Annotated in this window: 10 protein-coding genes; 8 read left to right on the top strand and 2 right to left on the bottom strand. The window is 56.1% G+C overall.

What is annotated here, in order from left to right; all coding sequences use genetic code 11:
* The first annotated feature begins 1 nt into the window (after nucleotide 1).
* Nucleotides 2-772: an aspartate/glutamate racemase family protein gene (locus tag ACN0UH_RS05225; RefSeq protein WP_417661050.1), complete on the top strand. Its 771-nt coding sequence runs from the start codon at nucleotides 2-4 to the stop codon at nucleotides 770-772.
* Between the two features lie 188 nt (nucleotides 773-960).
* Here ACN0UH_RS05225 and ACN0UH_RS05220 read toward each other — a convergent pair whose 3' ends face one another.
* Both ACN0UH_RS05220 and mutM read right to left on the bottom strand, forming a co-directional pair.
* A complete protein-coding gene (locus ACN0UH_RS05220; RefSeq protein WP_339513991.1) occupies nucleotides 961-1,308 on the bottom strand; it encodes a multidrug transporter in 348 nt (115 codons plus the stop codon).
* A gap of 174 nt (nucleotides 1,309-1,482) precedes the next feature.
* Nucleotides 1,483-2,295: a bifunctional DNA-formamidopyrimidine glycosylase/DNA-(apurinic or apyrimidinic site) lyase gene (mutM, locus tag ACN0UH_RS05215; protein ID WP_417661049.1), complete on the bottom strand. Its 813-nt coding sequence runs from the start codon at nucleotides 2,293-2,295 to the stop codon at nucleotides 1,483-1,485.
* Nucleotides 2,296-2,421: 126 nt separating this feature from the next.
* Here mutM and ACN0UH_RS05210 point away from each other — a divergent pair, with 126 nt between their 5' ends.
* From ACN0UH_RS05210 to ACN0UH_RS05180, 7 genes are all read left to right on the top strand, one after another.
* Complete coding sequence (locus ACN0UH_RS05210) at nucleotides 2,422-3,618, top strand: class I SAM-dependent rRNA methyltransferase (RefSeq protein WP_417661048.1); 1,197 nt, start codon at nucleotides 2,422-2,424, stop codon at nucleotides 3,616-3,618.
* 383 nt (nucleotides 3,619-4,001) lie between these two features.
* The gene (locus ACN0UH_RS05205) at nucleotides 4,002-5,117 is read left to right on the top strand and encodes an ABC transporter ATP-binding protein (RefSeq protein ID WP_417661047.1); all 1,116 of its coding nucleotides are present in this window, start codon (nucleotides 4,002-4,004) and stop codon (nucleotides 5,115-5,117) included.
* A 105-nt stretch (nucleotides 5,118-5,222) separates the two neighbouring features.
* Nucleotides 5,223-6,296: an ABC transporter substrate-binding protein gene (locus ACN0UH_RS05200; RefSeq protein ID WP_417661046.1), complete on the top strand. Its 1,074-nt coding sequence runs from the start codon at nucleotides 5,223-5,225 to the stop codon at nucleotides 6,294-6,296.
* A 77-nt stretch (nucleotides 6,297-6,373) separates the two neighbouring features.
* Nucleotides 6,374-7,606, top strand: coding sequence for an ABC transporter permease (locus tag ACN0UH_RS05195; protein WP_417661045.1), 1,233 nt, complete (start codon nucleotides 6,374-6,376; stop codon nucleotides 7,604-7,606).
* A 3-nt stretch (nucleotides 7,607-7,609) separates the two neighbouring features.
* Nucleotides 7,610-8,461, top strand: a complete 852-nt coding sequence (locus tag ACN0UH_RS05190; RefSeq protein ID WP_417661044.1) for an ABC transporter permease — start codon at nucleotides 7,610-7,612, stop codon at nucleotides 8,459-8,461.
* A 328-nt stretch (nucleotides 8,462-8,789) separates the two neighbouring features.
* On the top strand, nucleotides 8,790-10,637 hold the full coding sequence (gene ilvD, locus ACN0UH_RS05185) for a dihydroxy-acid dehydratase (protein ID WP_417661043.1): 1,848 nt from the start codon (nucleotides 8,790-8,792) through the stop codon (nucleotides 10,635-10,637).
* 141 nt (nucleotides 10,638-10,778) lie between these two features.
* Complete coding sequence (locus tag ACN0UH_RS05180) at nucleotides 10,779-12,158, top strand: uracil-xanthine permease family protein (protein WP_339513975.1); 1,380 nt, start codon at nucleotides 10,779-10,781, stop codon at nucleotides 12,156-12,158.
* The last annotated feature ends 36 nt before the right edge of the window (nucleotides 12,159-12,194 follow it).

The following is a 12,194-nucleotide window of genomic DNA, read 5'->3' as shown; positions in this document are numbered from 1 at the left end:
AATGATCGAAACCTTCGCCGAGTTTCAAGCGCTGCAACAACACTTCGAGCATCAAAGTTCAAGTGATGATGGCTGCGTACGCATCGGCTTGGTGCAACTGGCCAGCGATTTCACTCTGGAGAATGAATGGCGCCAACTGCTCGGCGAACGTGTTGAGCTATACAGCACGCGCACACCCTGCAGCCCGACGGTTACCCCAGACGGTTTGCGCAAAATGGCGCAAGACCTGACGCAATCCGCCACCTTGTTAGTACCGGGAATGACCCTTGATGTACTTGCGTTCGGCTGCACCTCCGGCAGCATCTTGATTGGCGAGCAGGAGGTCAGTCGGCTGATTAATGAGGCACACCCGGGCATACCTGTAACCAATCCGTGGAGCGCGGTTAAAGCTGCACTGCGTGAGCTGAACGCAAAGAAAGTGGCTGTACTCACGCCCTATATTGGCGAAGTTAACTTTCCGATTTATCTCGGCTTGCAGCAGGCAGGGTTGGAAATCAGCGCATTCGGCACCTTTGCCGTACTGGATGATGCGTTGATCCCACGCATACCAGCGGATGCAGTTGTCCGCGCTGCCGAGCAGCTGTTGCTCGGCAGCAAGGCGGACGTATTGTTCTTGTCATGCACCAACTTGCACACCCTTGAACTGCTTGATGAGCTGGAGCAGCGTTTGGGCGTACCGGTTATTTCCAGCAATCAGGCGCTGTTTTGGCATGCACTGCAACTGACTAACTGCATTCACCGTCCGCAAAACTTTGGCAGCTTGCTACGTTAGAAGAAAATGTCTGGTGCGGCCGCTCGTAAGATGCGGCAGCGCGGATATTGCCCGCCACGGCTCAAGCGCTGAAAGGCATGAAGATAGGCCAATAGTCACCAGTGGTGGACAAAAAAGCGTTGTCCACCCTACGTACTTCAGGCACAAAAAAACCGGCGTTTATCGCCGGTTTTTATTTTGCGTAGAACTCAATTATTGCCTTTGTAACCTACGCTGGTGCAACCCAGGCAACGCTGGAAAGCCTCGCGGCCCGGCTCTTGAATCAGCGCAGTAGCGGCTTCGTCAATATTACCACCGAGAGCGGTAAATGGCAGGCTGACGATAAATGCAGCCGTACCAATGATGGTCGCACCAATCAGCAGTGGGCGTGCGATCAGCAGATCGCCAATCATCGAATATGCTTTGGGGGCGTTGGCGGTGTAGATCGGGTCACCGCTGGTATTGACGTCTTCCTGAACCACTTCAGCCGACGCCGGTAGTGCCAGCAGGCCAGAGGAAAGCGCCAGGACAACAGCGATCGAGCGAAACAGATTCATGGAGTAATCCTTCAACGATACAGAGTCAGTGCTTATAACTATATCAGCGCTACGCCAATTGTCAGCGTGATTAGCTTCAATATCCGTGAACAAGCACCGTTGAACTGACTAGAACGCAGACTGCATCACTCTTTAGCCACGCTCAGTCGCCTCTGAAAAGTCGGCAAGCGCCAGTTAGCGCTGGCAATGAGAGCAATAAACACTGGCCCGCTGCCCCAGTTTGAGCTCACGCAATGTACTGCCGCAGACCTTGCAAAACTCACCGCCGCGACCATAAGCGAACAGCTCTTGCTGGAAGTAACCGGGCTGGCCATCACCGCCGATGAAATCGCGCAAGGTGGTGCCGCCACGTTCGATGGCATGGGCGAGGATGCGTTTAATCTCCACCGCCAGCTTGGCGTAACGCGCCTTGGAAATACTGCCGGCTTCGCGACGTGGGTCAATTCCGGCGGCAAACAGTGCTTCGGTCGCATAAATGTTCCCCACGCCGACTACCACCGCGTTATCCATGATGAAGGGCTTGACCGCCATCGAGCGCCCCCGTGACTTTTCATACAGTCGCTCACCAGAAAACGCATCAGTCAGCGGCTCGGGCCCCAGTTTGCTCAGCAGAACATGCTCAAGTGGCATGTTACTCCAGAGCAGCGCACCAAAACGACGCGGGTCGGTGTAGCGCAGCGCCATGCCCGACTCCAACTCAATATCGACATGCTCGTGCTTGGCCGCAGGCGTGCCACATGGCACTAACCGCAAATTGCCAGACATGCCCAAGTGGCTAATCAAACTGCCGGTTTCGAGCTTGATCAGCAAATACTTGGCGCGGCGCTCGACGCACTCAATACGCTGGCCCGAGACCAGAATATCGAGGTCTTCCGGGATCGGCCAACGCAAGCGTCGGTCACGCACAATCACCCGGCTGATACGTTGGCCAACTAAATGAGGCGCAATGCCGCGACGGGTGGTTTCGACTTCTGGGAGTTCAGGCATAGTTCGCCAATTCGGTAGATATTTCAGCGATTAATTTTCACATTATCCTGTCGCTAAAACCAGCAAGCACGGCCCTAAGAAGTCTGCGCTGCGCTATAATTTCGCTCTTTTTTCGGAGAGCACCCAATGTCCCTGCCCAGCCTGCGCCTGAAAGCCAATGCCGACCGACGCCTGCGCGCCGGCCATCTTTGGGTCTACAGCAACGAAATTGATGTCGCCGCCACGCCACTCAACAGTTTTGCAGCCGGTGATCAAGCCATTCTTGAGGCCGCAGGCGGTAAGCCGCTTGGAGTTGTCGCGCTCAGCCCGAACAACCTGATCTGCGCGCGCCTGCTGTCGCGTGACGTCAAGCATGTGCTGGACAAGTCGTTACTGGTGCATCGCATCAACGTGGCATTGAGCCTGCGCGAGCGACTGTTCGACAAGCCTTGCTACCGCCTGATCTACGGCGACTCTGATCTGTTGCCAGGCTTGGTCGTTGACCGCTTTTTCGACATTCTGGTCGTGCAATTGGCATCCGCGACTATGGAACGACACAAGGATGATGTGCTCGCCGCACTGATTCAGGTGGTCAAACCCAGCGGTATCTTGCTCAAGAATGATTCTGCCGCACGCGACGCCGAAGGCCTTGAGCGTTATGTCGACACCGCCTTTGGCGTAGTGCCTGAATGGGTAGCGCTGGAAGAAAACGGCGTTAAGTTCGAGGCGCCGGTCATCGAAGGGCAAAAAACTGGCTGGTTCTATGATCACCGCATGAACCGTGCTCGCTTGGCACCGTATGTAAAAGGCAAGCGCGTGCTGGACCTGTTCAGCTACATCGGCGGCTGGGGCGTACAAGCCGCTGCATTTGGTGCCACTGAAGTCATGTGTGTCGATGCTTCAAGCTTCGCCTTGGACGGCGTTGAGCGTAATGCCACGCTTAATGGTCTGTCTGAACAAGTGATCTGCGTTGAAGGCGATGCCTTCGCCGCGCTCAAGGAATTGAAGTCAGCCGAAGAGCGCTTCGATGTAGTGATTGTTGATCCTCCTGCATTCATCAAACGCAAAAAAGACATGAAGAACGGTGAAGCCGCTTACCGCCGCCTCAATGAACAGGCCATGCGCCTGCTCAATAAAGACGGAATTTTGGTCAGTGCCTCGTGCTCCATGCACCTGCCCGAAGATGACTTGCAGAACATCTTGCTGACCAGCGCCCGCCACCTGGATCGCAATATCCAGCTGCTTGAGCGCGGAGCGCAAGGTCCTGATCACCCGGTGCATCCAGCCATCGTTGAGACTCGCTATATCAAGAGCCTGACTTGCCGGTTGCTGCCAAACAGCTAATCCTCGATGTACCTGCCACATTCACGACCAATGAATGTGGCAGAGCTGCTCACTCGCCAAAACCTCCCGCCCCAACTACACCCAAAGCAACCACGCACTAATACCGTGCGAGTAGATGGGTGCCTGCCACTAATTTTATGCTCGGAAACTGTTACAACTTTCCACACCATAATGGCCAAAAGCCAAGATGCGACTAGCCTTTACTGATAAAGCGACGCTTCAAATGGGCCATCTGATTTGCTTGGCGTAGTAATTGCTTTGATCTGTGCATAAGCGAGTCAATAACAGCAGATCGCAGATGAGCAGGCGCTACTGCTGGTAAAAAATATACAAGTACTGGTCATGAGCCGGTGCTTGTTTTTTGTTTTCGGGCGGGGAGATGTATGGCTGACCAAGCTGGGGACAAACCGTTCCTGCAATTCACCAATGTAAAAAAGACTTATGACCACAAGAGCCTTGTGGTCAAAGACTTCAACCTAGATGTAGCGAAGGGCGAATTTATCACCCTGCTCGGCCCATCAGGCTCGGGCAAAACCACCTGTTTAATGATGCTCGCCGGTTTCGAAGATGTGACCAGCGGCGAAATCCTCATCAATGGCCGCTCAGTGACCAGTATTGCGCCTTACCAGCGCAACATCGGCATGGTCTTCCAGCAATACGCCCTGTTTCCACACTTAACTCTGCGCGAAAATTTGGCGTACCCGTTAAAGGTTCGCAAAATGGGTAAGGATGAAATCAACGCCAAGGTCGATGAATACCTGGCGCTGGTTGAGTTGCAAGACTTTGGCAATCGGCATCCCGGCCAACTTTCTGGCGGCCAGCGCCAGCGTGTGGCCTTAGCCCGAGCGCTGATTTTCGCCCCGGATATCGTGCTGATGGATGAGCCGCTTGGCGCTCTCGACAAAAAATTGCGCGAGCAAATGCAGTTCGAAATCAAACGCCTGCACCAGCAGCTCGGTTTCACCGTGATTTATGTCACCCATGATCAGACTGAAGCGCTGACCATGAGCGACCGCATCGCAGTATTCAACAACGGGATCGTCCAGCAGTGTGCTGCGCCACATGTGCTCTATGAGCGCCCGGCCAATCTGTTCGTTGCGGGCTTTATCGGCGAGAGCAACACGCTTAAAGGCACCATTGCCTCAGTCGAGGCCGACACCGTCACCGTACGCCTTGAAGACGGCGCACAAGTCAGTTGCCTGAAGGCCAACTGCACAGAGGTTGGCGCGCCAACAACCATTTCAGTACGTCCCGAGAAGCTGACCTTTACTGATCGCCTTGGCACCACAGGCAACCAGATCAAGGCCCGCTTCGTCGCTCGCCACTATGTCGGCGAATACATTCGCTACCAGTTCGAAGCCGCAGATGGCACTGAGTTGGTGGTCAAGAACCTGAACGACAGTTCAGCTCCGCAATTCAGCGCCAAAGATGAAGTCGCCTTGGCCTGGCTTGCTCAAGACAGTCAGGCGCTTGACCGGCCTGCGCCACAGACAGCTTAGGTAAAACGACACAGCTTCGGTAGCGGTGAAGGGGGCGCAGTGGTTTTAGCAGACTCCCCAAAGCAGCTTTGCAACACACATAAAAACAGGCAATGGAGCACGGATATGGCTAGATCACTATGCACCAGTATTTCCGCTTTCACTCTTACGGCTGCCTTGGGCTTGGCGTCGTTTGGCGCGCACGCTGAAGACAGTTTGACTGTTGTGTCCTGGGGCGGCGCTTACGGCGCAGCACAAAAGAACCACATGATTGATCCGTTCCAAAAGGATACCGGCGTCAAGGTACTGTTCGAGGATTACTCCGGCGGTGTGGCCGAAATGAAGGCTCAGGTTGAGTCCGGCAACATTCAGTGGGACGTGGTCGACGTTGAAGTAATCGACCTTGAGCGCGCCTGCTCCGAAGGTCTGCTGGAAACCATCCCGCGTGACATCCTGCCAGCAGGCGTAGACGGCACACCGGCTGAAGAAGACTTCATCCCGGATGCCCTGTCCAGCGAATGTGCGATCGGCAACATCGTATGGTCGGTGGTGTTTGCCTACAACGAAAAAACCATTGGCGACACCAAGGCGAGCAGCATTGGCGACTTCTTCGACATTGCAAAAATCCCGGGCAAGCGCGCCATGCGTAAACGTCCGCAGGTAAATATGGAATGGGCATTGCTGGCTGACGGCGTTGCTCCTAAAGATGTCTATGAAGTTCTGGCAACTCCTGAAGGTCAGGAACGCGCTTTCAAAAAGCTCGACACCATCAAGAAAGACATCGTCTGGTTTGACTCCTGGTCGCAAGCGCCACAACTGCTGAATGATGGCGGTGCGGTGTTGGTGCAATCGGCTAACGGTCGCTTCTATGACTCGATCCGCAAGGAAGGCAAACCTTTCGTTATCGTCTGGAACGGCCATGTGTATGACCTCGACGCTTGGGCAGTGCTGAAAGGCTCGCCGAAGAAAGACCTGGCATTCAAGTTCATCGCTTACGCCACCCAATCCAAGCCACTGGCGGGTATGAGTGACGTGGCTTACGGCCCAACCCGTAAGTCTTCAACACCGATGATGGACCCTGCCGCAGCGCCGCACCTGCCAACTGCGCACCTCGATGAAGGTATCCGTGCCGGTTCTGAGTTCTGGGCAGACTACGGTGAGTCGCTCGGTGAGAAGTTCAACGAGTGGTTGCTCAAGTAATTTACCGCCACCAGTTGGGCGACAGCTAAGTCGCTCAGCTGGATTTACGACTGCCCCCAGATCTACGGAGTTCACGCTTGTCATCGTTAACCACCACTGAAGCCAGACAAGCAGCCAGCGCGCAACGCAAAAAACGTCTCACCGCGTTTATGTTTGTGGTGCCACTGCTGGTGTTTATATTACTGACCTTCGTTGCCCCCATCGCCAGCATGCTCTGGCGCAGCGTTCATCACCCAACAGTGGCCGAGCTGATTCCGCACACCCTGATTGCGCTGAAGGACTGGGACGGCAAAGCCGTACCCGAGCAACAAACCCTGCAAATTTTTGCAGTCGAGCTTAATGGCCTGGCCAAAGAACGCCTGTCGGGCAAGCTCGCTGAAGAGATCAACCGTGCCTACGCGGGCATGTCTAGCGTGGTTAAATCCACAGCGCGTAAAGTCAGCCGACTTAAAGGCAATGACCTCAGCGAAAAAGGCGCCGAAACCTTGCTTGCCGCCAACCCCAAGTGGCAACGCACCGATCTTTGGTACGCCATCCAACGCGCTGGTGAGAAGTACACCTACGACTATTACCTGACTGCGCTCGACCTTGAGCTGAAACCCGACACGGGTATTCAAGTGCGCGAAGAAACTCAGATTTACCTGCAGCTTTACAGCAAAACGCTGACCATGGCGCTGGTGATCACCCTGCTCTGCGCCGCACTTGGTTATCCGCTTTCCTACTATCTGGCCGGGCTCTCGGAGAACCGCGCAAACCTGCTGCTGGTGTTGGTACTGCTGCCATTCTGGACATCATTACTGGTGCGCACGACTGCATGGATTGCGCTGTTGCAGACTAATGGCGTGATCAACTCATTCCTGATGGGCGTCGGACTAACCAATGAGCCGTTCGAGATGCTCTATACCTCGTTCGCCACCGTGGTCGCGATGACCCACATTCTGTTGCCATTCATGATTCTGCCCCTCTACAGCGTGATGCGTGGCATTGACCTTAGCTACATGCGCGCCGCCTTGTCGCTGGGAGATAAACCGATCCCGGCGTTCGCCAAGATTTACTTTCCCATGACCCTGCCCGGCCTTAGCGCTGGCGCCTTGCTGGTCTTCATCATCTCAGTGGGTTACTACATCACCCCGGCGCTGGTCGGTGGCACCGACGGCCAGATGATCAGCAACATCATCGCTTTCCACATGCAGCGCTCGAACAACTGGGAGCTGGCCGCTGCGCTGGGCTCACTGCTACTCGCGCTGATTCTTTTGCTCTACTGGCTGTACGACCGTTTTGTCGGCGCCAGCAATATCAAGTTGGGTTAGACCATGGCCAAGACTCCTGCATATTTCGGTTTCTGGTATCGACTTGGCTCATGGCTGCTCAAAAGCACCTCGTGGTTGGTGCTGTTTTTCCTGATCATGCCGATTCTGGTGATCATTCCGCTGTCGTTTAACACCGAACCTTTCTTTAGCTTTACCAAGGGCATGCTGACGTTCCAACCCGAGGCGTACTCGCTACGCTGGTACAGTGCGATTTTCAGTGATCCGAAGTGGATTCTGGCGATCCAGAACAGCTTCTTTATCGGCATCTGCGCAACGATTATCGCCACGGTTTTGGGCACCTGCGCCGCAGTCGGGCTGGCACGCGACGATATGCCTGCACGGCGCTTGATTACTGCTTTGCTGCTGTCACCGATGATCGTGCCGCTGATCATCACCGCCGCAGGCATGTTCTTCTTCTACTCGGACCTAGGCTTGGCGGGCAATTATCTTGGAGTGATTCTGGCCCACGCTGCGCTCGGTACACCCTTTGTCATCATCACCGTGACGGCGACATTGGCGGGCTTCGACTATTCATTGGTGCGCGCCGGGTTAAATCTGGGCGCGCGACCGGTGAGAGTGTTCTGGGACATCATCATGCCGCTGATTCGCCCCGGCGTTATTTCCGGTGCACTGTTCGCCTTTATCACCTCGTTCGACGAAGTGGTGGTGATCCTGTTCATGGCCGGGCCTCAGCAGCGCACCATCCCCCGGCAAATGTTTTCGGGCCTGCGCGAGCAGATCAACCCGAGCATTCTGGCGATTGCCACGCTGCTGATCATCCTGTCGATCATCATGTTGGTGACCATCGAACTGCTACGCCGACGCTCAGCCCGTTTGCGTGGGGTCGAGGCTTAATTGCAGGATTAAGCCATCAGTAAAGCGGCGAGCAAACCATCAATAAAGCGCCAAACAACCCGTCCGTAAGTCGCCACAACCCTTTCGCCAAACCGCTTGCAGGGATTAGAATCAGAAGTCTCCTGCCACACCTCGGCGGAGCTGGTCGCTGCCGCGCTAACCCTGTGCCGCAAGTGACCTCAAGCCAACCCCCGGACATTTCCGTTTGCGTTGTGCCTGAACCCGGCTCACTCTACGTATTTAAGGGCGCTTGTAAAAACCACTGCGTTACCCGCCACAGTTGTTTTTACAGGCTCCCGCCAACCGTTATTAGCTGCAGGAACCCGTCATGCCTGATTATCGCTCGAAAACCTCCACCCACGGCCGCAACATGGCTGGCGCCCGTGCCCTATGGCGTGCCACTGGCATGAAGGATGAGGATTTCAAGAAGCCGATTATTGCCATCGCCAACTCCTTCACCCAGTTCGTACCTGGCCACGTCCACCTCAAGGACATGGGCCAACTGGTCGCCCGCGAGATCGAAAAAGCTGGCGGCGTGGCGAAGGAATTCAACACCATCGCAGTCGATGACGGCATTGCCATGGGCCACGACGGCATGCTGTATTCGCTACCAAGCCGCGAGATCATCGCCGACTCGGTTGAATATATGGTCAACGCCCACTGCGCCGACGCCATTGTCTGTATATCCAACTGCGACAAAATCACCCCCGGCATGCTGATGGCCGCGTTGCGCCTGAACATCCCGGTGGTATTCGTCTCGGGTGGGCCGATGGAAGCGGGCAAAACCAAGCTCGCCAGCCACGGTCTGGACTTGGTTGACGCCATGGTGATTGCCGCTGACGAAAGCGCATCGGATGAAAAAGTTGCCGAATACGAGCGCAGCGCCTGCCCAACATGCGGCAGCTGCTCGGGCATGTTTACCGCCAACTCGATGAACTGCCTGATGGAAGCGCTGGGTCTGGCATTGCCCGGCAACGGCTCGACCCTGGCCACTCACTCTGACCGTGAGCAACTGTTCCTGCGCGCCGGTCGTTTGGCAGTTGAACTGTGCCAACGCTATTACGGCGAGAACGACGACTCGGTGCTGCCGCGCAACGTTGCCAACTTCAAGGCGTTCGAAAACGCTATGAGCCTGGACATCGCCATGGGCGGCTCGACCAACACCATCCTGCACTTGCTGGCCGCTGCGCAAGAAGGCGAAATTGCCTTCGACCTGCGCGACATCGACCGCCTGTCACGCAAGATCCCGCAGTTGTGCAAAGTGGCGCCGAACATTCAAAAATATCACATGGAAGACGTACACCGTGCCGGCGGGATATTCTCGATCCTCGGTGAACTGGCACGTGGCGGCCTGCTGCACACCGATGTATCGACCATCCATAGCCCGAACATGGCTGAGGCGATCGCCCAATGGGACATCACCCAGACCCAAGATGAAGCAGTGCACACCTTCTTCCGCGCAGGCCCTGCTGGCATCCCAACGCAAACTGCATTCAGCCAGTCGACCCGCTGGGACACCGTGGATGACGACCGCGCCAACGGCTGCATCCGCAGCGTAGCCAACGCTTATTCACAGGAAGGCGGCCTGGCGGTGCTGTACGGCAACATCGCACTGGATGGTTGCGTGGTAAAAACCGCAGGCGTCGATGAGTCGATCCACGTGTTTGAAGGCAGCGCCAAAATCTTCGAAAGCCAGGACAGCGCGGTAAAGGGCATCCTCAATGACGAAGTCAAGGAAGGCGACATCGTTATCATCCGCTACGAAGGCCCGAAAGGTGGCCCGGGTATGCAGGAAATGCTTTACCCAACCAGCTACCTGAAATCCAAAGGTCTGGGTAAAGCCTGCGCATTGCTCACCGACGGTCGTTTCTCGGGTGGTACCTCCGGTTTGTCCATCGGTCACGCTTCGCCAGAAGCCGCTGCCGGTGGCGCGATTGGCTTGGTTGAGGAAGGCGATAAGATCCTTATCGATATCCACCAGCGCAGCATCAACCTGTTGATCAGCGATGAGGAACTGGCCGCACGCCGCGCCGAGCAAGACAAAAAAGGCTGGAAACCAGTAGCGCCACGCACGCGCAAAGTGACCACGGCGCTCAGGGCCTACGCCCTGCTCGCCACCAGCGCCGACAAAGGTGCAGTGCGCGACAAGGAATTGCTCGACAAGCTAGTGCCCTAAGCCATACCGGAAGCCGCTTTAATAGCGGCTTCCGTCATTTTATCCACAGCGTTGAACAAGCCACGGCTGACCTCAGGTCAGCCAAGCATCGTCCGCCCAAGCACAATTCTGTAGAATCGCGGCTTTTTGGCGGACGGTTGTATGACTTCCCTAGCAGATTCTCCCCTACCTGAGCCAACTCAAAGCGAACTGGTGTATGGCCCCGACGCCCGGCCCAAGCCGTTTATCGCCTTGGTCGCGGCGCTCCAGCACTTGCTGGCAATCATCGTTCCCATCGTCACTCCCGGCCTGTTGATTTGCCAGGCGCTGGGTGTGTCGGCACGCGACACCAACCTGATTGTGTCGATGTCACTGGTGATCTCCGGAATTGCCACCTTTGTCCAATGCAAACGCTTCGGCCCCTTTGGCGCTGGCTTGCTGATCGTGCAAGGCACCAGCTTCAACTTCGTCGGGCCGCTGATTGCAGGCGGCGCATTGATGGTCAAGCAAGGCACGCCGGTAGAAGCGGTGATGGCGGCGATTTTCGGTGTGGTAATCGCCGGTTCATTTGTGGAGATGGGCGTGTCGCGCATCCTGCCCTTTGTTAAACGCCTGATTACGCCGCTGGTGACCGGCATCGTGGTGCTGATGATTGGCCTGACGCTGATCAAGGTTGGCTTGATCAGCATGGGCGGCGGCTTTACCGCGATGGGCAATGGCACCTTCGCCAATGCCGAGAACCTGATGCTGTCGGGCACCGTGTTGGCGATCATCGTAATACTCAACCGCATTCCGGTTGTGTGGATGCGCAGTTGCGCGATTGTGATCGCCTTGGCCGCCGGTTACGCAATGGCGGCCTCTATGGGTCGCCTGGACTTTAGCGGCATGCATCAGGCAGCTGCGTTTCAACTGCCGGTCCCGCTGCATTTTGGCCTGGGCTTTTCCTGGTCATTGTTTATTCCGATGCTGGTGATTTATCTGGTGACTTCGCTCGAAGCCATTGGTGATATCACGGCCACCAGCAAGATTTCCGGCAAACCGGTGGACGGCCCGCAATGGATGCAACGCATCAAGGGTGGTGTATTGGTCAATGGTGCCAACTCGTTGTTGGCGGGCGTATTCAACACCTTCCCCAGCTCGGTGTTTGCGCAGAACAACGGTGTGATCCAACTTACCGGCGTGGCCAGCCGGCATGTCGGTCTTTGGATTGCCGCGATGTTGATCCTGCTTGGCCTGTTCCCCAGCGTTGCGGGGGTGATTCAAGCCGTACCGGAGCCAGTATTGGGCGGTGCCGCCTTGGTGATGTTTGGCGCAGTGGCGGCTTCGGGGATCAACATTCTCGCCAGCATTCAGCTTGACCGCCGCGCCCTGTTGATTATTTCGGTGTCGCTGGCGCTGGGATTGGGCGTTTCGCAAGTACCGGAGTTTCTTGCGCACATGCCTGCGGCGCTGCGCAATGTGCTGGAGTCTGGCGTGGCCACCGGCGGTATCAGTGCGCTGTTGCTTAACTGGTTTTTACCAGAGCAGCCATCACAGAAGTAACCCGGCACCAGTGATGGCTTGGACATCGGTGGGCAA

This window comes from Pseudomonas sp. (genome assembly GCF_048265905.1).
In the GTDB taxonomy this organism is placed as follows: Bacteria; Pseudomonadota; Gammaproteobacteria; order Pseudomonadales; family Pseudomonadaceae; genus Aquipseudomonas.
Note: the sequence above shows the minus strand (reverse complement) of the source record. Positions and strands in the feature narration are given on the sequence as shown.

Bases quoted from the DNA above. Each gene is read 5' to 3' on its own strand.
- ACN0UH_RS05200 (WP_417661046.1), top strand. From the start codon at position 5,223: ATGGCTAGATCACTATGCACCAGTATTTCCGCTTTCACTCTTACGGCT.
- ACN0UH_RS05180 (WP_339513975.1), top strand. From the start codon at position 10,779: ATGACTTCCCTAGCAGATTCTCCCCTACCTGAGCCAACTCAAAGCGAA.
- ACN0UH_RS05205 (WP_417661047.1), top strand. From the start codon at position 4,002: ATGGCTGACCAAGCTGGGGACAAACCGTTCCTGCAATTCACCAATGTA.
- ACN0UH_RS05220 (WP_339513991.1), bottom strand. From the start codon at position 1,308: ATGAATCTGTTTCGCTCGATCGCTGTTGTCCTGGCGCTTTCCTCTGGC.
- ilvD (WP_417661043.1), top strand. From the start codon at position 8,790: ATGCCTGATTATCGCTCGAAAACCTCCACCCACGGCCGCAACATGGCT.
- mutM (WP_417661049.1), bottom strand. From the start codon at position 2,295: ATGCCTGAACTCCCAGAAGTCGAAACCACCCGTCGCGGCATTGCGCCT.
- ACN0UH_RS05225 (WP_417661050.1), top strand. From the start codon at position 2: ATGATCGAAACCTTCGCCGAGTTTCAAGCGCTGCAACAACACTTCGAG.
- ACN0UH_RS05190 (WP_417661044.1), top strand. From the start codon at position 7,610: ATGGCCAAGACTCCTGCATATTTCGGTTTCTGGTATCGACTTGGCTCA.
- ACN0UH_RS05210 (WP_417661048.1), top strand. From the start codon at position 2,422: ATGTCCCTGCCCAGCCTGCGCCTGAAAGCCAATGCCGACCGACGCCTG.